The following is a 21,437-nucleotide window of genomic DNA, read 5'->3' on the forward strand; positions in this document are numbered from 1 at the left end:
CCAAGAGCCGGCTTGGCGGTCAAGCCATCGCCTATTCAATCTGCTTGGCGCCCTGCGGCGGCCGTCTATGCGAAAATGGCATGACCAGCCTACGAAAATCCGAGCGAGGTCACGCGGGATTGTCGTGGCGGGCGGCCATGTCTACGGTAGCGCGTCCATTCCGGAGAGTCTTTTGGGTGGCGGCGGTTTCCGGTCCGGCTTGTGGATCGCGGCAGGTTCACCCGTGGATGCCGCGCGGCGCCGTCGCTCCAAAAAGCGCAGCGTGGCATGTCCGCAGCAAGCGGCTCAAGATGGCGAATATTGAGCGATTGGCGGCCAAGCAGCAGGCTCTGGCATCTTGCGATGCCAGAGTCTTTACGCAAGACGATGCGAACTGCCGCGCATCAGCCGGACGGCAGGCTCAGCCGCAGGCCCCCACGTGGCCGCAGGCGGTGCAGAACTCGCAGCCGTCCTTCTTGATCAGCGCGTGGTTGCCGCATTCCGGGCAAGGCTTGCCGGCCAGCGGTTTCAGCGGCGCGGCGGCTTCCATGGCGAACAGGTCGCTCTGCTCCGGCGCCATCACCCCCATTTCCTCCACCGGCACGCCTTCTTCGGTGAGCACGCCCAGCATCGCGTAGCGGTGGATGGTCAGGCGGGCTAGATAGGCGACGGTGGACGGCCAGCTCTGCGACTTTTCCAGGCCGGGGATGCGGGCGAAGAAGTCGCCTTGCGGTTCGGCGTAGTTCAACAGCTTGCGCAGTTTCAGGCCTATCCAGGCCGGGTCTATCACCCGCATGTCCAGGCTCAGCATCTTGCACAGGCCGTCCAGCTCGCGCGGATAGGCGCCGGCCAGCCACACCGAGTACGGCCGGCGCTTGCCGTTGGGCAGGATCAGCTCCTTGATGAACAGCACGAAGTCGTCGCCGGTTTGCGGGTTGACCACGTCCACCGACCAGCTCATGGTGCCGTCGCTGCCGGATTTTGGCTCCTTGCGCGCGAACAGCGCGTCCATCACCGGCGTGGCTTCGCCGGCTTCCAGGGGCAGCGCGCCCAACTGCTCGACGCGGTGGCGCACCACCTGGCCCAGCGCGGCGGCGGCGGAGGTGGCGTGGACGGTCCTGTCGCCCAGCTGGAACTGGTAGCGCTTGTCGCCGTTGGTGCGCGACAGCGCGTCCAGTTTGGCCGCCAGCCAGGCGCGGTCGCGGCAGCGCATGTCCATCGACAGCGTCTTGGCGATGGCGGACAGGCCGCGTTGCACCTCGGTGGCGTTGACCCAGCATTCGAACGGCGTGGCGCGGCCGTTTTCCATATGGCCGACCACCACGGCGAAGTGGCCGGCGTCGCCTTCCACCATGAAGGTCCACGACGGGTTGCCCTCCTTCAGCTTGGGACGGTTCGGCCATTTCAGGCTGGACAAGGCCGGCGTGGGCGCGGTGTTGAGGGTGACGCGGCGGTCCGGGTCGCCGTCGCCGCTGCCGGACAGGTCTTGCGGCGCGGCGGCGATCTGGGCCGGCTCCACCGACAGCACCGAGCCCAGCACATTGTTGGGGCGGTAGGTGGTGATGCCCTTCAGGCCGGCGCGCCAGGCTTCCAGGTACAGGGTTTCGAAGTCCTCGAACGGATAGTCGGCCGGGACGTTGACGGTTTTGGAGATGGCGGTGTCGACATAGGGGGCGACGGCGGCCACCATCCGCATGTGGTCGAGCGCGCTCATCTCCAGCGCCGAGACGAAGTAGTCGGGCAGGCGGGCGGTATCGCCGCCCTGCATCCGCCACACGCGGTAGGCGTGGTCTTCCACCAGGTATTCCTGCTGGCTGCCGTCGGCCATCCGCTTCTTGCGGGTGTAGAACCAGGAGAACGGCGGCTCGATGCCGTTGGAGGCGTTGTCGGCGAAGGCCAGCGAGATGGTGCCGGTGGGGGCGATGGACAGCAGATGCGAATTGCGGATGCCGTGTTTGCGTATCCTGGCCTGGATCTTGTCCGGCAGTCGGCTGGCGCAGTGCGGCGCGGCCAGGTATTGGTCGGCGTCGAACAGGGGGAAGGGGCCTTTTTCTACGGCGAGGTCAACCGAGGCGTCGTAGGCGGCGTCGCGCATGCTTTCTGCGATGCGGGCGGCGAAGCGGCGGCCTTCCTCGCTGTCGTAGCGTATCTTCAGCATGATCAAAGCGTCGCCAAGGCCGGTGAAGCCCAGGCCGACGCGGCGCTTGTTCATCGCCTCGCGCTGCTGCTCAGGCAAGGGCCACACGGTCAGGTCCAGCACATTGTCCAGCATCCGGATCGAGGTGCGCACCACTTTCTCGAACGATTTGAAGTCGAAATGGGCCTTGTCGCCGAACGGCGCGCGCACGTGGCGGGCGAGGTTGATCGATCCCAGGTCGCAGCAGCCGTAGTCCGGCAGCGGCTGTTCGCCGCAGGGGTTGGTGGACTCTATCACCTCGCAATAGGACAGGTTGTTGTCCTGATTGATGCGGGTCATGAACAGCACGCCGGGCTCGGCGTGGTCGTAGGTGGAGGCCATGATCTGCCGCCACAGCTCGCGGGCGCGCACGCTGCGGTACACCCATAGGCCGTCCTCGCGCTGGAAGCTGTCCGGAAAGGCGCTGGAGGCCGGCTCCACCGCGTGGGTCAGCTGCCAGTCGGCGTCGGCTTCCACCGCCTGCATGAAGGCGTCGGACACGCCGACTGAGATGTTGAAGTTTTTCAGGTCGCCGCGGTCCTTGGCGTGGATGAAGGCCTCCACGTCAGGGTGGCTGATGTCCAGCACGCCCATCTGCGCGCCGCGGCGCGCGCCGGCCGATTCCACCGTCTCGCAGCTGCGGTCGAACACCCGCATATACGACACCGGGCCGGAGGCGCGGCTGTCGGTGCCCTTCACCCGCGCACCCCTGGGGCGGATGCGCGAGAAGTTGTAGCCGACGCCGCCGCCGCGGCGCATGGTTTCCGCCGCCTGCAGCAAGGCCTGGTAGATGCCAACCTTGCCGTCCTCGGTCTCCGACACCGAATCGCCCACCGGCTGCACGAAGCAGTTGATCAGCGTGGCCCTGAGGTCGGTGCCGGCGGCGGAATTGATGCGGCCGCCGGGGATGAAGCCGTGGTCCAGCGCTTCGAAAAACAGCGGCTCGAAGCGGGCCGGGTCTTTTTCCAATGCCGCCAGCGCGCGGGCGACGCGGCGGCGGACTTCGCTGACGCTTTGTTCGCCGTTCTTGGCGTATTTTTCCAGCAACACCTCGCGTGAGATGTCCTGCTCCGCCATGGCGGCGATGTTTTCCTGCTGCATGGAGCGCTCATCCTTACTGATGCGGTGTTCGACGACGGCGGCATGTCCGAATCGGCATGAAAAAACGGCGTAGCACACTATATGTTGTTACGCCGTTGCCATTTAAAGCGCAAGTATTGTGTTTGTGCCACTTTGATTATAGCGCGGTCACGGTCGGGCCTGCGCTTACTTGGCGGTGATTTTCACCGCCAGTTCCACGCCGTCGCGGTTGGCCGAGGTCTTTTGCGGCGCGTCCAGCGTCACCCGCTCGGCGAGGTCGGGCGCATGGCGCAGCATCACCTTGCGGGCGTTGGCGCCGCGTAGTTCGGCCAGTTTCACCAGGTCGGCCTGGCTCACTTTTTCGGCCGCCAGCATCTCGTCGCGCAACAGCTTGACCAAGGCCTCGCCGGACGGGCCGCCCGGCTTCAGCGTGTGGCCCAGCAGTTTGAGCCGGCCGATGCGCTGGCCGTAGACGGTTTTGATCGCGGACTGGGTCTGCGCGTCCTTCAGGTCCAGTGACGGCAGCGGCTCGTCGTCCATCGGCGCGTGGCCGGCGGCGGCCAGCACGGCGGAGTCGATGCGGGCGCGCGCCAGCTGCTTGCCATCCTCGTCAGACGCGTAGCCGCCGGAGATCGCCAGCTGCATCTTGGGCCGCTTGGCCATCAATCCCGCCACCTTGTCCAGCTTCTCGCGCTCCGGCGGGCTGACATGGGCCTCGCCGGCGACGAAGCGGATGTCGTCGAAGCCGTCGCCGCCCAACAGCGCGCCCAGCGCGCGGAACGGCGCGGTGACCACCTTGGTGACGATGTTGACGAAGGCCTTCCATATCACCTGGCCGTAGCTGAATTGCGGATCGTCCAGGCTGCCGGTGACCGGCAGGTCCAGGTCGATGCGGCCGTTGCTGTCTTCCAGCAGCGCCACCGCCAGCCGCAAGGGCAGATGGGGCGACTTGTCGCCTTTCAGCTCGTCTCCCAGCTGGATCGAGTCGATCACGATGCGGTTTTCGCCCTTGAGCTGGCGGTGCTCCAGCAGATAGCGCAGCTCCAGCGACAAGCGGCCGTCCTTCACCTGCCAGCCGGCGAAATTCATCGAATAGGGGTTGAGGTTGTTCAGCGCCAGGTTGTGGAAGTCCAGACGGATGTCGGTGCTGTCGGTGGGAGACAGCGGCGACAGCGCGCCGCGCACCTTCACTTCACCGTATTGGTCCACCGCGCCGTCCAGCGTGATGCGACCGCGGCCGCCGGCGCGGGTGGACAGGTTCTGGATGCTGCCGCGCAGATGGTGCATGCGGGTGGCGAAATCCGGGGTCATGCCGTGGTCGGCGAATTCCACCGCGCCGTTCTGCACGTGGATGCTGTGCACGTCCACTTGCGGCAGCGGGGCCGCTTTGCCGCTGCCGGCCGGTTTGACCGGCGGGATGCGGCTGGCGAAGATCTGCTGCCAGTTGAGGCGGCGCTGCGGATCGAGGATCAGTCGGGCGCGCGGCTGGTCCAGCCGCACGTCGTTGATGTTCACTTTCAGCGGCATGCCTTGCACCTGCAGCCGGCTGAGGCTCAGATTATTCCAGCCCAGCAGCGGCAGCGCCTCGCCCGGCTCCTGCAGCGCCATCTTGGCTAGTTTCAGTTGGCCGGCCAGCTTCCATTGCGTAGCGGAGGCGGCGTGCAGCTGCAGGTCGGTGGATAGCGCGCCGCCGGAGAGTTTGAGCGGCGTGCCGGACAGCGCGTATGGTGCCAGCGGGGCGATGGGCAGCGCGTCAAGCCGGATGCGGCCATGGACGGACTGCTGGTCCGGATTCAGATCCAGCTTGGCGGCCAGGCGGCCGTTGCCCATCCGTCCGTTCAGGTCCAGCCCCAGTTGCTGGCCATCCTGGGTGGCCAGCAGGCCGGATAACTGGTCCACACCCAGCGTCAGCGGCTTGGGCAGCGCCAGATCGCGCCAGCTCAGCCCGCTGTCTTCCAGCTTGATTGCCGGGTAGGACAGCTTCCAGGCTGCCGCCTTGTCGGTTTTGTCCGTCTTGACGGCTTTTTGCGGGCGCTGAGCCAGCAGTTGCTGCAACTGCAGCTGGCCGTTGCGCTCGCGCTGCAGCGCCAGTTGCATGCCGCGCAGCGTGACATCGCCCGGTTTCAATTGCCGGAGTTTAAGGTCGATCAGCGACGGGGCCAACTCGGCGTCTGCCAGCGTCAGCCAGGGAGGGCCGCCGGCCGCGCCCAGCTTGAGATTGGCCAGGCTCAGGCCCAGGTCGTTCAGCTGCAGGCCGTGTTCCGGGCTGAGCGATATCCTGGCTTGCAGCTGCGGCATGTCGGTTTGCAGCTGCATCGGCTTGAGGTAAACGCCGTCGCGCCATTCGCCGTGCCATCGATTGAAGCGGAGGCTGTCCACCTTGACCAGCCAGGGCGAGGGCTGGGCCGGTTTGGCCGCGGGTTTTGCCGGCTGGGCGGAGGGCAGCGCCCGCAGCCAGTCCACCGCGCCGTTGGCGTCGCGGCCGGCGCTGACCCGGCCCTGGTTCAGCTCCACCTTGGCGATGGTCAGCAGCGAGCGGGACAGGTCCAATGCGCCGCCTTCCACTTTCAGTTCGGGCAGATGCAACTCGCCGCCGCCGCCGGGCGCGCGCAGCGTCAGCTGTTTGAGGCTGGCGCTGAGGGGGGAGATGGTGAGGTCCGGCCTGCTGCCGTTCATCTCAAACTGGTAGCGGGCATAGACCGACAATGCGCCTTGCGGTTTTTCCACCGAGAAATAGGGGCGGACGTAGTCCCAGATCGACGCCAGCGGCAGGCCCTGCATGCTGGCCTCGCCGCTCGATTGCAGCGGCTGCAGCCGCATGCTGCCTTTCCAGTCGAAGCGGCCGCCGCCTTCCAGCTCGGCGTGCAGCGCGTAGCGGCCGTTTTCCGCCAGCGTGGACAGGTCGGTCAGGCTGAGGTTGATCGGCATCAGGCGGAAACGCTCATGCTTGCCGTCGTTATGATCGTTCAGCCGGACCTGGCCGTCGCGCAGATTGAGCGCGGCGATTTTCAGCCGCGGCAACTTTTCCGGCGCCGAGCCGTCTTCCAGTTTGGGCGGGCCGGACAGGTCCGCCGCCAGTTTTTCCCAGTTCCATTGGCCGTCCGCTCCGCGTTCCAGCCACAGCTTCGGGCTGTCCAGCGTGAATTCGCTGGCTTGCCAGCGTCCCAGCAGCAGCGCGTAGGCGTCGGCGTTCAGGTAGACGCGGCGGGCGAGGAACAGCGGGTTGCCGTTGCCTTCGCGCAGGGCCAGGCCGTCCAGCGTCAGCTCCATGCTCCATGGCGTGATGCGCACCTGCTGGATGCTGAGCTGGCGGCCATGCTTCTTTGCCCAGTCGGCGACGGCCTGTTGCAGCAGCCGCGGGGCCAGCAAGCCGAGAAAAGCCCAGAACGCCAACAGCAGCGCGATGGCGATGGTTAGCCAGCGCAGCCAGCGGCGGGGTTTGCGGGGAGAGGGGGAGGGTGTGGCAGCTTCGGCCGGAACATGGGTATTCATATCGCTTAATTCTAATACACTTTGGGCGCGCCGTCCTGTTGCATTGTTTGTCCTATTGTTGACCAAAGTTGACAGCGGAATGGCATGCGACCGTTGCGGCGGCTGGCGACTGCTGGCTAGGATGGTCAGGTGTTCAAGATATTGAACGCAAAATTTGCCAAATTTTTATCACGAAAGGTTGATTATCTTGCAACAAAGCCACCGGCCACGCCGGTCATTCATCTTATTTTCAACAGCTGCGGCCACGCCGCTGCTGGCGGACCGCTGCCTATTCCTGCTTCAAGCCAGGCGGCCCCACACCCTGGCCAACCCGGCCCGGCTGCTGGGCAGTTCCGGAACCCATACTTAAAGACAGAGGCTTCAATGGATAGTGCCAATGCAATCAATCAATGGCTGGACGAACATCGCATCACCGAGGTGGAGTGTCTGATCCCGGACATGACCGGCCTCGCCCGCGGCAAGATCGTGCCGCGCCACAAATACAATCCCGCCGAGGGGCTGCGCCTGCCGGAGGCGGTGCTGTCGATGACGGTGACCGGCGACTACCCGGACCGCGATTTCACCTCGGTGGCCGACCCGGACATGAAGCTGATCCCGGATGCCAGCACCTTGCGTCCGGTGCCATGGAACAAAGAGCCCACCGCCCAGATCATCCATGACTGCTATTCCTTTGCCGGCCAGGCGGTGGACCTGGCGCCGCGCAATGTGCTCAAGCGCATCCTGAAGCTATATGAAGACAAGGGCTGGAAAGCGGTGATCGCGCCGGAGATGGAGTTCTACCTGGTGGAAATCCAGCCGGACGAGGACATGCCGCTCAGGCCGCCGGTGGGCCGCACCCGCCGCACCGAAGCCGGCATGCAAAGCTTTTCCATCGACGCGGTCAACGAATACGACGACATCTTCGACGTGATGTACGACTGGTGCGAGGCGCAGGGCCTGGCGCTGGACACGCTGATTCACGAGATGGGCACTGCGCAGATGGAGATCAACCTGGACCACGGCGATCCGCTGGAGTTGGCCGACCAGGTGTTCCTGTTCAAGCGCACGGTGCGCGAAGTGGCCATCCGCAACAATATGTACGCCACCTTCATGGCCAAGCCGATGCAGGGTCAGCCCGGCAGCGCCATGCACCTGCACCAAAGCGTGGTGGACGCCGACGGCCGCAATATCTTCAGTCAGGCCGACGGCAACCCGTCGCCGGCCTTCCTGCACTTCATCGGCGGCCTGCAGCGCTATCTGCCGGCGGCGATGCCGTTCTTCGCGCCGTATGTGAACTCCTACCGCCGCCTCAGCCGCTACACTTCGGCGCCGATCAACCTGTCCTGGGGTTACGACAACCGCACCTGCGGTCTCCGGGTGCCGCATTCCGGGCCGGAAGCGCGGCGCGTGGAGAACCGGCTGGCCGGGGTGGACGTCAATCCCTACCTGGCGATGGCCGCTAGCCTGGCTTGCGGCTATCTGGGCATGCGGGAGAAGATCCAGCCGTCCGATCCCCTGTCCGGCAGCGCCTACGAGCAGCCGCATCAGCTGCCGCGCCATCTGGACGACGCGGTCGACACGCTGCTGCGCTGCAAGCCGTTGGCGGAGCTGTTCGGCGAGCATTTCGTCGAGACTTACGCGGCGATCAAGGAGGCGGAGTACCGCGAGTATTTCGATGTGATCAGCCCGTGGGAGCGACGGTTTCTGCTGTTGCATGTGTGACGGGGCAGGCGATCCGCCCGCGAGCGCGGGCGGGTGGCGCTTCAGCCGCCGGCCAGTACCTCGGTCAGCATCGCCACGCCGTTGTGTTGTTGCAGCGGGTCGTAGAAGCTGAAGTTGAGCCGCATCGCGTTCAGCCGCGGCTGGTTGTCCTGGAAGAACAGCGGCGCCGGCGCAAAGTGTATGCCTTGTTGCATCGCCTGCGGCAATTGGCGGCGGCAGTCCATGCCCTCGGGCAATTCCAGCCACAGGAAGTAGCCGCCTTGCGGCGTGATCAGCCGGGTGCCCGCCGGCAGATGGCAGGCCAGCTGTTGCCGCATCGCCAGCCAGTTGGCCTGCAGCCGGCTGCGCAGCAGGCTCAGCATATCCTCGTGATGGCCGCCGGCCAGCAGCCGCGACAGCGCCATCTGGCTGGGCAGCGGAGTGGACAGCGAGCTGCACAGCTTGAGGCCGAGGATGCTGTCGCGGTAGCGGCCGGCGGCGATCCAGCCGACGCGGTAGCCCGGCGCCAGCGATTTGCTGAACGACGAACAGTACAGCACGCTGCCGCGCTGGTCGTAGGCCTTCAAGGGCAGCGGCGCGCTTTCGCCGAAATACAGTTCGCGGTAGGTGTCGTCCTCGATGATGGGCAGGCGGTGCCGGTCCGCCAGCGCCAGCAGCGCTTCCTTGTCAGCGTCGCTCATGGTCAGGCCGGTGGGGTGCTGGAAATTGGCCATCGCCAGGATCCCGGCCGGCTGGTGCTGGACGATCAACTGCTCCAGCCGTTCCAGATCTAGCGCTTGGCCGGGCGGGGTGGCCAGCGTGTGGACGGCGATGCCCAGTTGTTCCAACTGGTCGAACAGCGCCGGGAAGGCCGGCGTCAGCACCAGCATCGCCGCGCTGCCGGACAGCTTGGTCACCGCCCGTATCGCCAGGCTGAGCGCCTCCATGCCGCCGCAGGTCACCAGCAGCTCGTCGCCGTCCAGCTCCACGCCTTGCGCCAGGTAGCGCAAGGTCAATTCGCGCCGCAGGCCCTCGTAGCCGGTGCTGCCGTTGCCGGACAGCGCGTAGCGGTAGTCCCGCAGCGCGCGGGTCAGCGCCCGGCTGAGCGGGGTGGTGTTGATCAGCGCCGGGTTCATGTAGGGGCAGCCCCAGGGCATGGGCAGCGCGCTGGTCAGGTGTTCGATGCGGATGCCGCTGCCGTCGCTGTGCAAGGGCAGGTTGCTGGGCAGGATGGCGCTGCGCGCCAGCACCCGGAAGCCGGAGCGCGGCAGCGATTCGATCAGTCCCAGTTTTTCCAGCTCGGCATAGGCGCGCTGCGCAGTGGTGATGCTGATCTTGTGGTCCTGGCATACCTTGCGCAGCGAGGGCATGCGGTCGCCGGCGCGCAGGTGGCCCTGTTCTATCGCGTGGCGGAAACGTTGGCTCAATTGCCCGGTCTTGTTCATGTGTTCATTTCCCGTCCGCCTCATTCTCCGATGAAGCTGGACTTTTCCTTGATAGTGATGTCATCCCCCAGCGAGCGTATCACGAAGTAAATCGGGTGCGCGCCGCGGGTGGCGTGTTCCGGCTCGGCCTGCACCCGTACCGCCACGGTCTCGGTTTGCGCCGGTTTGACCGTAACGATCTGGGCCGGCTGGTCCAGCTTGATGCCGGGCAGGCCCTCCACGGCCAGGCTGTAGCGTTGGGCTTGCTCGGTGGTGTTGATCAGGCGCAGGTTGTAGCGGTTCTGCAGCAGGCCGTCGTCGGTCTGTTCCACCAGGCTGGAGCGGTCGCGCAGCACGTCTACCTTGAACGGCTTCTTCAAGACCAGCGCGGTGGTGGACAGGGTGATGATGCCGGCCAACAGGCAGGAGTAGACGACGATGCGCGGGCGGTGCAGCGATTGCGCCGGTGCCGGCTTGCCCTGCTGCGCCTGGGCGCTGGTGTAGCTGATCAGCCCGCGCGGCGCCTGGATCTTGTCCATTACCTGATCGCAGGCGTCGATACAGGCGGCGCAACCTATGCACTCGTATTGCAGGCCGTCGCGGATGTCGATGCCGGTCGGGCACACCTGCACGCAGATGCCGCAGTCTATGCAGCCCTTGACCGGGGCCTGGCTGCGCGCCTGCTGCTTGCCGCGGGGCTCGCCGCGTTTGGCGTCATAGGAGATGACCAGGGTGTGGTCGTCGAACATCGCGCCCTGGAAGCGGGCGTACGGGCACATGTGCAGGCATACCTTCTCGCGCAGCACGCCGGCCAGCAGCCAGGTGAAGCCGGCGTAGAACAGCGTCCAGAACAGGTCCCACGGTCCCATATTGAATGCTGCCAGCTCGCGCATCGGAGTGAAGTAGCCGACGAAAGTCAGCCCGGTCCACAGCGAGAACGCGCCCATCAATAGCTGGCACAGGCCTTTCTTGCCGTATTTGGCCAGGCTGCCCGGAGCGGCGTCCAGCTTGCGGCGGGCGTTGTGGTCGCCCAGCACCAGCCGCTCTATCCAGATCATGATCTGCGTGTACACGGTTTGCGGGCAGCTGTAGCCGCACCACAGCCGGCCAGCCAGCGTGGTCCACAAGAACAGGCCCAGCGCGCACACCACCAAGAGCGCGGCTAGATAGATGAAATCCTGTGGCCACAGGCTGATGCCGAAAATCAGGAAGTGATGCTCCGCCAGATTGAAATGCACCGCCTGGCGGCCGTTCCACTGCAGCCAGGGCAGGCCGAAGAATACCAGCTGCGTCAACACCACCATCGATACACGCAGATTGTTGAATCGCCCGCTGGTCAGACGGGGGTAGATCTTGATCGGTTTGGTTTCGAGCTTGGACATGGCCGCCATCGCACTATGAAGGATGGGCCATTTGTACTGCCGGATATCAGTACAAACAATGCACAGATAATTGTGAAAATATATATACAGATGAGGCTGTATACCAACAGAGGGCGCCTGGCCGGAGCGCTGTCCTGAAGGATTGTCTCCTCAAGCAACTGTTTTGCATGCGGATTTTCGCCGCGATTCGCCGCACGCCATGGCTTTCCCGCGGCAGCGGACGACGTGGGCATGATCCGGCATGATATATTTCCACCGCGCATCGCTTTTGACCGGAATGGAAGTTTTATGATCTATATCAATGACCAGCCGGCAGAGGGGCCGGAGCGGGAAATCGGGGATGACCAGGCGCCGTTGTTTTTCGCCGTGTCGCCGCGGAAATTCCTGATCCTGTCCCTGTGCACGCTGGGGTTGTACGAAATGTACTGGTTCTACCGCAACTGGCAGTTGGTCAAACAGCGGGAGGGGAGCGACATCTGGCCTTTCTGGCGCGCGGTGTTTGGCTATTTCTTCTGCTACGCGCTGCTAAGCCGGATCCGCGATGCCGCGCGCGATGCCGGCGCCGGAGATCTGCCGGCGGGACCGTTGTCGGCGGGCTGGATCATCATCAGCATGCTGTGGAAGCTGCCCGAGCCTTACTGGTTGGTCTGCTACGCCGCCATCGCCTGCCTGCTGCCGGCGCAGATAGCGGTTTGCCGCATCAACGAGGCGCTGGCGCCGGAGCACCGGCGCAACGACAGGCTCAGCGGCTGGAACATCGCCGCCATCGCGCTGGGCGGCGGCATGCTGCTGCTTGCCGTGTACGGCGCGCTGTTTATGAAGGTTTGACGGTCACGGCCATCTCGGACGGATGCCAGCGGCTGAGCGGTGGCGAATAAGCCTGGCCGCTAGCTTTCCGGCGGCGGCTGCGTCGAGTAGGCCTGCACCGCGGAGAAGTGGTTGACCACGTCGGCCAGCTGCAAAGTGCTGGCGCGTATCTCGTCTATCGACGTGCTGGCCTCGCTGGCGTGCTCTTCGCCCAACTGGGCCTTGACCAGCATTTCATGGATGCTGTCGGTGGCGTTGCCGGTGCCGTTCTTGATGTCGTCTATCATCTCCGTCACCTCCTTGGTGGAGGAACTGGTGCGTTCGGCCAGCTTGCGCACCTCGTCGGCCACCACCGCGAAGCCGCGGCCCTGCTCGCCGGCGCGCGCCGCCTCGATCGCCGCGTTCAGCGCCAGCAGATTGGTCTGGTCGGCGATTTCATGGATGGTGTTGACGATGGTGGTGATGCGATTGGTTTTCTGTTCCAGATCTTCTATCAGTCGCGCCGACTGTCCCGCGCTGTCGGCGATCACGCTCATCGCCCGGATGGTGTCCCGGATCACCTGCTGGCCGTCGTTGGAGGCGCTGTCCGACGCCGCGGACAGCCGATGAGCTTCCTGCACCAGGCGCAGATCCTGTTGCCGCGCGGTTTCCTGATCGGAGATGTCGGCGGCGAACTTGATGACCTTGAATACCACGCCCTCGTCATCGAAGACCGGATTGTAGCTGGCCTCCAGCCAGACCGGCCGGCCGGACTTGTGGAGGCGCTCGAACCGGCCGGCGACGAATACGCCTTGTTTCAGCTGCTTCCACAAGTGTTCATAGGCGGGGCTGCGCACGAAATCGGGGGGGCAGAAGATTCGGTGATGCTTGCCGATGATTTCCTCGGCGGTGTAGCCGGTGGCGTCGAGGAAGTTGGCGTTGGCGGTCAGTATGATGCCGTCCGGCGTGAATTCGATGGCGGCCATCGAGCGCTCGACCGCCTTCATGATATTTCTCGCCTCATGGGCGAGTTTGACTTCCTGGGTGACGTCCAGCGCGAACTTGATCACCTTGACCACCTGGTCTCTATTGTCGCGGATAGGGTTGTAGCTGGCTTCCAGCCACACGGTGCGGCCATCCTTGGCGATGCGCTTGAACTGATCCTTGATGAAGCCCCCAGTCCGCAATATCTGCCAGAAGGCCTGGTATTCCTGGCTGGCGGCGAACTGCGGCTGGCAGAATATCCTGTGGTGCTTGCCGATGATTTCGTCGGCGGTATAGCCCATGGTTTCTTCGAAATTGGCATTGGCGGAGAGGATGATGCCGTCCGGGCTGAATTCTATGATGGCCATCGACCGGTCCAGCGCGTCCAGCACGCTTTTTTGGTTTTCCAGCTGGAGCAGGGCATGATTCAAATCGGATTTCAGTTTTTGATTGAACATCGATGGCATCCTCGCGGGATAGGGATGGTCGAGAAGAAAAAGTTTGTTTTCGCTTATTCGGTTTATAAAAAACGGAGCGGTTTAGTCAAGCGGCGAATCGGCGGGAATGTACTTAGGAGGTTGGCCTATTCCTTTGATTGCAACGGAGTGGGAGCGCGACGGGGCGGCGGTTTAACGGGAAGGAGAGCGCATGGATTGCCAAGTTCTGCAATGGCAGGAGATGGATGTGGTGGAGTGCCTATCGTCGTTGGACGGCCCCCGCCGGGCGACCGATCTGGTGGCGGCCTGCGCCGAGCGCGGCAGCTGTCGCCTGCTGTTGGACGCGCCGGCCTTGCCGGCCGCTTTTTTCGCTTTCGATACCTGTTTCGCCGGCGAGCTGCTGCAGATGCTGCGGAACTACCGGCTGCGCACCGAGGCGGCGTGGAGGGACGCGGAATGCGGAAAACGCTACGCCGAGCATCTGCGCGAGGCCAGGCGCGCCCGCCATTCGCGCCTGTTCGATGCGCGGGAGCAGGCGCTGGCCTGGCTGGAGCTGGAGTGACGGTGTTCAGCGCGTCAGTTGCGGGAACAGCCGGTAGACGCCGTCGACGATGATTTCGACCGACACCGCCGCCAGCAGCATGCCCATCACCCGGTTGACGATGTTGATGCCGGTCTGGCCCAGCAGCCGGGTCAGCGGCGTGGCCAGCACCAGCGCGCCGTAGCAGGTGACCGCCACCAGGAGGCCGCTGATCAGCAGATACGCTACCTGCACCCAGGAGTGTGCGGTGGTGGCGTAGATGATCACGGTGGAAATGGTGCCGGGGCCGGTCATCAGCGGGATGGCCATCGGCACTACTGCGATATTGCTCTTGTGGCCGGCTTCCTCGCGCTCCTGCTTGGTCGTTTTGGTCGGGCCGGGCTTGGCGTTCATCAGCGCGATGGCGATCAGCATCAGCAGAATGCCGCCACCCACCTGGAACGAACCGATGCTGATGCCGAGCAAGCGCAGCAGCGTCTCGCCCACCACCGCGAACAGACACAGCACCACCGCCACCGAGATGGCGGTGGTCTTGGCGATTTTCTGGCGCTCCTCCTGGCTGGCGTTTGGCGTCAGGCTGATGAAGATGGGAATGGCGCCCAGCGGGTTGACCAGCACCAGGAGGGCGATGAAGATTTTGGCGATTTCGATTTCCATGGATGCGGAGCTTACCTGTTAGCGTTGTCGGGCACATTCAGCCTGGGGACGCAAACCACCACGGCTGCGCCAGCGCCGCGCGGCCATGAAAAAACCGGCATCCCTGCCGGTTTCAGCATAGCGAAGCCGAGACGATCATGCCTTGGCCAGCAGCAGCTCCAGCGTGCGCTGGTAAATGCCGGACAACGGTTCGATGTCGTCCACCGCCACACACTCGTTCAGCTTGTGGATGGTGGCGTTGATCGGGCCGAATTCCACTAGCTCGCGCGCGACGCGCTTGATGAAACGGCCGTCCGAAGTGCCGCCGCTGGTGGACAGCGCCGCTTGCGCGCCGGAGGTTTCGGCGATGGCCTGGCCCAGCGATCGCGTCAGCGCGCCCGGCGGGGTGATGAACGGCTGGCCGGACAACTGCCAGTGCAGCTCGTAGCTCAATCCATGCGTGTCCAGTATCCGGTACACCCTTTCCTTCAGCGCTTCCGCCGTGCTTTCCGGCGAGAAGCGGAAGTTGAACTGCAGCTCGCACTGGCCGGGAATGACGTTGGTGGCGCCGGTGCCGGCCTGGATGTTGGACACTTGCCAGCTGGTGGGCGGGAAGAAGTCGTTGCCGGCGTCCCAGTGGGTGGCGGCCAGTTCGGCCAGCGCCGGCGCCATCAGGTGGATGGGGTTTTTCGCCAGTTGCGGATAGGCGATGTGGCCCTGGATGCCGTGGACGATCAAGCGGCCGGACAGCGAGCCGCGGCGGCCGTTCTTGATGGTGTCGCCCAGTTGTTGTTCCGAGGTCGGCTCGCCGACGATGCAGTAGTCTATGCTTTCGCCGCGCGCCTCCAGCGCTTCTACCACCTTGACGGTGCCGTCCAGCGCCACGCCTTCCTCGTCCGAGGTGACCAGCAGCGCCAGCGAGCCGCGGTGGTCCGGATGCGCGGCGACGAAGCGCTCGCAGGCGGTGACGAAGGCCGCCAGCGACGCTTTCATGTCCGCGGCGCCGCGGCCGTACAGCAGGCCGCCCCGCACCGTGGGCTCGAACGGCGGGCTGTCCCATTTATCCAGCGGACCGGTGGGCACCACGTCGGTATGGCCGGCGAAGCAGAACAGCGGAGCCGCGTCGCCGCGGCGCGCCCAGAAATTGTCGACGTCGCCATGGCGCATCTTCTCCACCTTGAAGCCCAGCGCTTCCAGCCGCGCGATCATCAGCGTCTGGCAGCCTTCGTCGCGCGGGGTGACGGAGTCGCGGCGGATCAGTTCGCGGGCGAGATCCAGTGTCGCGCTCATAGGCCGAAGCGCTCCGTCCAGTCGGCTTCGCTGAAGCCGACGCCGACCTTGCCGTCCAGGTCCAGCACCGGGCGCTTGATCACCGACGGCTTGTCCTGCATCAGCGCGATGGCGCCGGCGGCGTCGTCGGCCGCGGCCTTGCTGTCGTCCGCCAGCGCGCGCCAAGTGGTGCCCTGGCGGTTGAGCAGCTTGGCCAGCGGCACCTGCTGGGTCCAGGCCTGCAGGCGTTCGGCGTCTATGCCTTGTTTCTTGAAGTCGTGGAAGTGGTAGTCAATGCCGTTGTCGGCCAGCCATTGGCGGGCTTTTTTCACGGTGCTGCAGTTGGGAATGCCGTACAGGGTAATCATCGGGTGGGTTACAGGTCCAGTTTGATGCTGTCGAAGTTGGCCGCGCTGTCGGGGCCAGATTTGGGCTTGCCCTTGGCGCCGTCCTTGGCCTGGTTGATCAGCCAGTACAGATTGGTCGGCGAGTCGGCGTTTTTCAGCGCCTCGTCCAGGCTGATGCGTCCGCTCTTGTACAATTGGAACAGCGCCTGTTCGAAGGTCTGCGAGCCATCGCTCATGCTGTTTTCGATGGCTTCCTTGATTTTGTCTATCTCTCCGCCCCGAATCAACTCCGAAATGTGCGGCGTGTTGATCATCAGTTCGATCGCCGGCACCCGGCCGCCGTCCAGCGTCTGCACCAACCGTTGCGAAATCACGGCGCGCAGCGAGGCCGACAGGTCCGTCAGCAGCATGCCGCGGGCTTCGGGCGGGAAGAAATTGATTACCCGGTTCAGCATGTGGTAGCTGTTGTTGCCGTGCAGCGTGGACAGGCACAGGTGGCCGGACTGGGCGTAGGTGATGGCGTGGCCCATGGTCTCCGGATCGCGGATCTCGCCTATCATCAGCACGTCCGGCGCCTCGCGCATCGCGTTCTTCAGCGCGCGGGCGTAGGACAGGGTGTCGAAGCCGACTTCGCGCTGGTTGACGATGGACTTGTCGTGGCGGTAGAGAAATTCGATCGGGTCCTCGACGGTGAGGATGTGGCCTTTCATGGTTTGGTTGCGTGTCTGCAGCATGGCCGCCACGGTGGAGCTCTTGCCGGAGCCGGTGGAGCCCACCACCAGCACCAGGCCGCGCTTCTGCTTGACCAGTTCCGCCAGCATCGGCGGCAACTGCAGCTGCTCCAGCGAAGGGATGCTGGGCAGGATGTAGCGCACTACCATGCCCACCGAGCCGCGCTGCCAGAAGATGTTGATGCGGAAGCTGCCCAGGCCCGGGACCGGGTGGCCAAGATTCATCTCGCGCTCATGCTCGAAGGCCGCGATTTCCGCCTCGCTCATCAGGCTGTAGGCCAACTGCTTGACCATGTCCGGGGTGAGGGGCTTGTCGTTGACCGGCTGCAGCTCGCCGTCCAGCTTCAGCATCGGCGGCGAGAAGCTGGTCATGAACAGATCGCTGGCCTTGCGTTCGGCCATCAGTTTGAAGAAGGGCAGCATCAGCATCGGTGGCGCTCCTGTGCCGGTTGGCGTGGTACTGGCTACAGTGTAGCCGCCGCGGCAAGAAAAAAACCGCCGGCGGGATGCGCGGCGGTTGGGGTGGCATGGCGTACCGACGTCAGGCCTGTTTGGCGGTTTCCTGGTCGCGCAGCGCGCGGCGCAGGATTTTGCCGACGTTGGTCTTGGGCAGCTCGCTGCGGAACTCCACCAGCTTGGGCACCTTGTAGCCGGTAAGGTTTTCGCGGCAGTGGCGGATGATGTCCTTGTCGGTGAGGGCTGGGTTCTTCTTCACCACGAATATCTTCACCACTTCGCCGGACTTGTCGTCCGGCACGCCGATGCAGGCCACTTCCAGCACGTCCGGGTGGCTGGCCACCACGTCCTCGATCTCGTTGGGATAGACGTTGAAGCCGGACACTAGGATCATGTCCTTCTTGCGGTCCACCAGCTTGACGAAGCCTTCCGGCGTCAGCATCGCCATGTCGCCGGTGGCGAGGAAGCCGTCGGCGCCCAGCACCTTGGCGGTTTCGTCCGGGCGCTGCCAGTAGCCGCGCATCACCTGCGGACCGCGGATGCACAGTTCGCCTTGCTCGCCTTGCGGCACGGGCTTGCCTTCGGCGTCGCGGATCTCGATGTCGGTGGACGAGATCGGCAGGCCGATGGTGCCGTTGTATGCCTTCAGGTCCATCGGGTTGATGCAGGCGGCCGGGCTAGTTTCGGTCAGGCCGTAGGCTTCGGCCAGCGTCACGCCGGTGACCGCCTTCCACTTGTCCGCCACCGTCTTCTGCACCGCCATGCCGCCGCCCAGCGTCAGCCGCCAGGTGGAGAAGTCCAGCTTGGCGAATTCCGGGTGGTTCAGCAGCGCGTTGAACAGCGTGTTGACCCCGGTGATGCAGGTGACCGGGTATTTCCTCATTTCCTTGATGAAGCTGGAGATGTCGCGCGGATTGGTGATCAGCAGGTTCATCGCGCCCATTTCGGTGAACACCATCAGGTTGGCGGTCAGCGAGAAGATATGGTACAGCGGCAGCGCGGTGACGATCACTTCCTGACCCTCGCGGATCAGCGGTTTCACCCAGGCGCTGGCCTGCAGCATGTTGGCGACGATGTTCCTGTGCAACAGCTCGGCGCCCTTGGCCACGCCGGTGGTGCCGCCGGTGTATTGAAGGAAGGCGATGTCATCGTGGGTGAGCGCCATCGTCTTATATGGTTGCCGGCTGCCGCTGGCCAGGGCGTCGTTGAAGGGGATGTGGCCGGGGAGGTGCCATGGCGGCACCATCTTCTTCACCTTGCGCACCACGAAGTTCACCAACTGGCGCTTGGGGAAGCCCAGCATGTCGCCGATGGAGGCGATCACCACGTTCTTGACCTGAGTGCGCGGCAGCACCTGCTCCAGCACGCCGGCGAAGTTCTCCAGGATGACGATGGTTTCGGCGCCGGCGTCCTTCAACTGGTGCTCCAGCTCGCGCGGGGTGTACAGCGGATTGACGTTGACCACCACGCCGCCGGCGCGCAGTGTGCCGAACACCGTGATCGGGTACTGCAGCAGATTGGGCATCATCACCGCCACGCGGTCGCCCTTCTTGAGGCCCAGCCGGTGCTGCAGGAAGGACGCGAACTGGCCGCTGAGGGCGTCCAGTTCGGCATAGCTGAGCACCTTGCCCATGCAGGCCATCGCCGGCCGGTCGCTGAATTTCTTGACGCTGCGGTCGAACACCTCGGTTACCGACTGGAACTGATTGATGTCGATTTCGTGGGCAACCCCAGCCTGGTAGTTTTTAAGCCACACCTTATCCATAAATCCGGGTTTCTCCGTCGTGCGGGTTTTAGCGAGCATCGCCCCGGCGCGGCCGGCGGCGAATCGGTTTAGCGTGTCGCTGTTTTTAGTCGTTGTCTTGGCGGCCGAGGCCGCTGCGCTCAAACTTGAGTTTGATTCGCGGTAATGTACCGTAACTGAAATCGTCTCGCAAAAATTGTCTGGCATAGCCGTAGCGCGGCCTGGCGGCAGGGCGGGGCACAAGGTTTTCTTTTCTTTGGAAATAGGTTACAATCGCAGCGGTTAGGGATGGGCGTTTCGCCCATTTTTTATTTGTGGAAAAAGCAATGGATGTTCGTTTGCTGCTGGAAAACACCCTGCAGGGTTTCGGCTACGAGTTGGTCGATTTTGAAATAACCCCGGGTGGCGGTTTTCGCGTATTTATCGACAAGCCCGGTGGCATCACCGTGGAAGACTGCGTGCTGGTGAGCAATCACCTCACTCGACTCTTCATGGTCGAGAACGTGGACTACGAGCGGCTGGAAGTGTCTTCGCCGGGTCTGGATCGTCCTCTGAAGAAGGAAGCCGATTTTGTCCGTTTCGCTGGTCAGCTCGCCAAGGTCAAGACGCGCATGCCGATCGAGCAGCAGAAGAAATTTACCGGTCGTCTTGCCGGGGTCGAGGATGGCTCCGTGAAGCTTGAGGTGGATGGCCGCATCGTGGTGATACCGTTTGCCAATATCGACAAGGCCAGGATTGAGCCTGAGTTTTGAGGTCGGGACGGCACTAGGCCACGTAAAAGGACAAAATTCGGAGAGGAATGCATGAGTCGCGAGATTTTGTTGCTGGTGGATGCCCTGGCGAGCGAAAAGAATGTCAGCAAGGATGTGGTGTTTTCCGCCCTTGAGATGGCGCTTGCTTCGGCAACCAAAAAGAAGTTTACCGATGACGAGATGGATGTGCGCGTCGAGATCGACCGCCACACCGGTCAGCACCAGACCTTCCGCTGTTGGACGGTGGTCGAGGATGACCTGCTGGAGTTCGAAAGCAAGGAAATCGGTCTGACCGACGCCCGCCAGCGTGATCCGCGGGTCGACGTCGGCGCCGTCATCGAAGAAGCGATGGAGGCGGTGGAGTTCGGCCGCATCGGCGCGCAAACTGCCAAGCAGGTGATCCTGCAGCGCATTCGCGACGCCGAGCGCGAGCAGCTCCTCAACGACTTCCTGCAGCGTCGCGAGCACCTGGTGATCGGCACCATCAAGCGCATCGAGCGCGGCAATGCCATCGTCGAGTGCGGTAAGCTGGAAGCGGTGCTGCCGCGCGACCAGATGATTCCGAAGGAAAACCTGCGCGTGGGCGACCGCGTCAAGGCCTACCTGTTGCGCATCGATCGTCAGGGTCGCGGCCCGCAGCTGATCCTGTCGCGCACCGCGCCGGAATTTCTGGCCAAGCTGTTCGAGCTGGAAGTGCCGGAGATCGACGAGGGCATGCTGGAAATCCGCGCCGCTGTGCGCGACCCGGGCATGCGCGCCAAGATCGCCGTCAAGGCCAACGACGCCCGCATCGATCCGCAAGGCACCTGCATCGGCATGCGCGGTTCCCGCGTACAGGCCGTGACCCAGGAGTTGGCGGGCGAACGCGTCGACATCGTGCTGTGGGCGCCGGAACCGGCGCAGTTCGTGATCAACGCGTTGTCGCCGGCTGAAGTGAGCCGGATCATGGTGGACGAAGACAATCACAGTATGGACGTGATCGTCGAGGAAGAGCAGCTGGCGCTGGCGATCGGCCGTAGCGGCCAGAACGTCAAGCTGGCTGCGGAGTTGACCGGCTGGTACCTGAACATCATGACCGTGACCGAGGCGGAAGAGAAGCACCAGGCAGAAGACGCCGCCTTGCGTCAGTTGTTCGCCGGCGCGCTGGGCATCGACGAGGATGTCGCCGCCAAGCTGGTCAGCGAAGGTTTTGCCGCGCTGGAAGAAGTGGCCTATGTGCCGCTGGAAGAAATGCTGGAAATCGAAGGCTTCAACGAGGAGCTGGTGGGCGAGCTGCGTAGCCGCGCCCGTGATGCGCTCCTGACGCAGGCCATCGCGTCCGAAGAGCAGGTTGAAAATGTATCCGACGACCTGAAGGACGTTGAAGGCCTGGATGCCGAGCTGGTTCGCAAGCTGGCCGCAGGCGGTGTGGCCACCCGCGACGATCTGGCCGACCTGGCCGTTGACGATCTGGTGGACATGACCGGCATGGAAGCGGAAGCTGCACGCGCAATCATCATGAAGGCGCGCGAACACTGGTTTAACCAGTAAGGCTTTCTCGG

15 protein-coding genes are annotated in these 21,437 nt (G+C 64.0%); 5 read left to right on the forward strand and 10 right to left on the reverse strand.

Annotation, left to right across the window (positions count from 1 at the left end):
- Positions 1-400 precede the first annotated feature (400 nt).
- Both BI347_RS12985 and BI347_RS12990 read right to left on the reverse strand, forming a co-directional pair.
- Complete coding sequence (locus BI347_RS12985) at positions 401-3,256, reverse strand: adenosylcobalamin-dependent ribonucleoside-diphosphate reductase (protein ID WP_071116030.1); 2,856 nt, start codon at positions 3,254-3,256, stop codon at positions 401-403.
- A 165-nt stretch (positions 3,257-3,421) separates the two neighbouring features.
- A complete protein-coding gene (locus BI347_RS12990) occupies positions 3,422-6,727 on the reverse strand; it encodes a DUF748 domain-containing protein (RefSeq protein WP_071116031.1) in 3,306 nt (1,101 codons plus the stop codon).
- Between the two features lie 363 nt (positions 6,728-7,090).
- On the opposite strand from BI347_RS12990, the gene BI347_RS12995 reads away from it, so the two are divergent.
- On the forward strand, positions 7,091-8,428 hold the full coding sequence (locus tag BI347_RS12995) for a glutamine synthetase family protein (protein WP_071114850.1): 1,338 nt from the start codon (positions 7,091-7,093) through the stop codon (positions 8,426-8,428).
- 41 nt (positions 8,429-8,469) lie between these two features.
- Here the strand turns inward: BI347_RS12995 and BI347_RS13000 are convergent, their stop codons facing one another.
- Positions 8,470-9,852: an aminotransferase-like domain-containing protein gene (locus BI347_RS13000; RefSeq protein WP_071114851.1), complete on the reverse strand. Its 1,383-nt coding sequence runs from the start codon at positions 9,850-9,852 to the stop codon at positions 8,470-8,472.
- A gap of 20 nt (positions 9,853-9,872) precedes the next feature.
- Positions 9,873-11,213: a cytochrome c oxidase accessory protein CcoG gene (gene ccoG / locus BI347_RS13005; protein ID WP_071114881.1), complete on the reverse strand. Its 1,341-nt coding sequence runs from the start codon at positions 11,211-11,213 to the stop codon at positions 9,873-9,875.
- A gap of 288 nt (positions 11,214-11,501) precedes the next feature.
- Here ccoG and BI347_RS13010 point away from each other — a divergent pair, with 288 nt between their 5' ends.
- On the forward strand, positions 11,502-12,041 hold the full coding sequence (locus tag BI347_RS13010) for a hypothetical protein (RefSeq protein ID WP_071116032.1): 540 nt from the start codon (positions 11,502-11,504) through the stop codon (positions 12,039-12,041).
- Between the two features lie 59 nt (positions 12,042-12,100).
- Here the strand turns inward: BI347_RS13010 and BI347_RS24825 are convergent, their stop codons facing one another.
- Positions 12,101-13,441 carry a methyl-accepting chemotaxis protein gene (locus BI347_RS24825; RefSeq protein ID WP_071116033.1) on the reverse strand — a complete coding sequence of 447 codons (1,341 nt, stop codon included), beginning with the start codon at positions 13,439-13,441 and terminating at the stop codon, positions 12,101-12,103.
- Positions 13,442-13,631: 190 nt separating this feature from the next.
- Between BI347_RS24825 and BI347_RS13020 the strand changes: the two genes are divergently transcribed.
- Positions 13,632-13,982, forward strand: coding sequence for a DUF4180 domain-containing protein (locus tag BI347_RS13020; protein WP_071116034.1), 351 nt, complete (start codon positions 13,632-13,634; stop codon positions 13,980-13,982).
- 6 nt (positions 13,983-13,988) lie between these two features.
- Here BI347_RS13020 and BI347_RS13025 read toward each other — a convergent pair whose 3' ends face one another.
- The 5 genes from BI347_RS13025 to BI347_RS13045 form a co-directional block, all read right to left on the reverse strand.
- Positions 13,989-14,618 carry a MarC family protein gene (locus BI347_RS13025; RefSeq protein ID WP_071114855.1) on the reverse strand — a complete coding sequence of 210 codons (630 nt, stop codon included), beginning with the start codon at positions 14,616-14,618 and terminating at the stop codon, positions 13,989-13,991.
- A 135-nt stretch (positions 14,619-14,753) separates the two neighbouring features.
- On the reverse strand, positions 14,754-15,887 hold the full coding sequence (gene dapE / locus BI347_RS13030; RefSeq protein WP_071116035.1) for a succinyl-diaminopimelate desuccinylase: 1,134 nt from the start codon (positions 15,885-15,887) through the stop codon (positions 14,754-14,756).
- Entirely contained in the window at positions 15,884-16,234 is a 351-nt protein-coding gene (locus BI347_RS13035; protein ID WP_071114857.1) for an ArsC family reductase, read from the reverse strand. The genes dapE and BI347_RS13035 overlap by 4 nt, the downstream gene beginning before the upstream one ends.
- Positions 16,235-16,242: 8 nt before the next feature.
- Positions 16,243-17,373 carry a PilT/PilU family type 4a pilus ATPase gene (locus BI347_RS13040; protein WP_071116036.1) on the reverse strand — a complete coding sequence of 377 codons (1,131 nt, stop codon included), beginning with the start codon at positions 17,371-17,373 and terminating at the stop codon, positions 16,243-16,245.
- 112 nt (positions 17,374-17,485) lie between these two features.
- A complete protein-coding gene (locus BI347_RS13045) occupies positions 17,486-19,165 on the reverse strand; it encodes a long-chain-fatty-acid--CoA ligase (RefSeq protein ID WP_071116037.1) in 1,680 nt (559 codons plus the stop codon).
- Between the two features lie 305 nt (positions 19,166-19,470).
- Between BI347_RS13045 and rimP the strand changes: the two genes are divergently transcribed.
- On the forward strand, positions 19,471-19,896 hold the full coding sequence (gene rimP, locus BI347_RS13050; RefSeq protein ID WP_071114860.1) for a ribosome maturation factor RimP: 426 nt from the start codon (positions 19,471-19,473) through the stop codon (positions 19,894-19,896).
- A 51-nt stretch (positions 19,897-19,947) separates the two neighbouring features.
- Positions 19,948-21,426 carry a transcription termination factor NusA gene (gene nusA, locus BI347_RS13055; protein ID WP_071114861.1) on the forward strand — a complete coding sequence of 493 codons (1,479 nt, stop codon included), beginning with the start codon at positions 19,948-19,950 and terminating at the stop codon, positions 21,424-21,426.
- The last annotated feature ends 11 nt before the right edge of the window (positions 21,427-21,437 follow it).

The sequence above is a fragment of the Chromobacterium sphagni genome, from assembly GCF_001855575.1.
Classification (GTDB): domain Bacteria; phylum Pseudomonadota; class Gammaproteobacteria; order Burkholderiales; family Chromobacteriaceae; genus Chromobacterium; species Chromobacterium sphagni.

Excerpts from the sequence above, each read along its gene's own strand:
- ccoG (WP_071114881.1), bottom strand. The coding sequence starts at position 11,213 with ATGTCCAAGCTCGAAACCAAACCGATCAAGATCTACCCCCGTCTGACC.
- BI347_RS13000 (WP_071114851.1), bottom strand. The coding sequence starts at position 9,852 with ATGAACAAGACCGGGCAATTGAGCCAACGTTTCCGCCACGCGATAGAA.
- BI347_RS12985 (WP_071116030.1), bottom strand. The coding sequence starts at position 3,256 with ATGCAGCAGGAAAACATCGCCGCCATGGCGGAGCAGGACATCTCACGC.
- BI347_RS13035 (WP_071114857.1), bottom strand. The coding sequence starts at position 16,234 with ATGATTACCCTGTACGGCATTCCCAACTGCAGCACCGTGAAAAAAGCC.
- BI347_RS24825 (WP_071116033.1), bottom strand. The coding sequence starts at position 13,441 with ATGTTCAATCAAAAACTGAAATCCGATTTGAATCATGCCCTGCTCCAG.
- rimP (WP_071114860.1), top strand. The coding sequence starts at position 19,471 with ATGGATGTTCGTTTGCTGCTGGAAAACACCCTGCAGGGTTTCGGCTAC.
- BI347_RS12990 (WP_071116031.1), bottom strand. The coding sequence starts at position 6,727 with ATGAATACCCATGTTCCGGCCGAAGCTGCCACACCCTCCCCCTCTCCC.
- BI347_RS13040 (WP_071116036.1), bottom strand. The coding sequence starts at position 17,373 with ATGCTGATGCTGCCCTTCTTCAAACTGATGGCCGAACGCAAGGCCAGC.
- BI347_RS13010 (WP_071116032.1), top strand. The coding sequence starts at position 11,502 with ATGATCTATATCAATGACCAGCCGGCAGAGGGGCCGGAGCGGGAAATC.
- BI347_RS13025 (WP_071114855.1), bottom strand. The coding sequence starts at position 14,618 with ATGGAAATCGAAATCGCCAAAATCTTCATCGCCCTCCTGGTGCTGGTC.
- BI347_RS13020 (WP_071116034.1), top strand. The coding sequence starts at position 13,632 with ATGGATTGCCAAGTTCTGCAATGGCAGGAGATGGATGTGGTGGAGTGC.
- BI347_RS12995 (WP_071114850.1), top strand. The coding sequence starts at position 7,091 with ATGGATAGTGCCAATGCAATCAATCAATGGCTGGACGAACATCGCATC.
- BI347_RS13045 (WP_071116037.1), bottom strand. The coding sequence starts at position 19,165 with ATGGATAAGGTGTGGCTTAAAAACTACCAGGCTGGGGTTGCCCACGAA.
- nusA (WP_071114861.1), top strand. The coding sequence starts at position 19,948 with ATGAGTCGCGAGATTTTGTTGCTGGTGGATGCCCTGGCGAGCGAAAAG.
- dapE (WP_071116035.1), bottom strand. The coding sequence starts at position 15,887 with ATGAGCGCGACACTGGATCTCGCCCGCGAACTGATCCGCCGCGACTCC.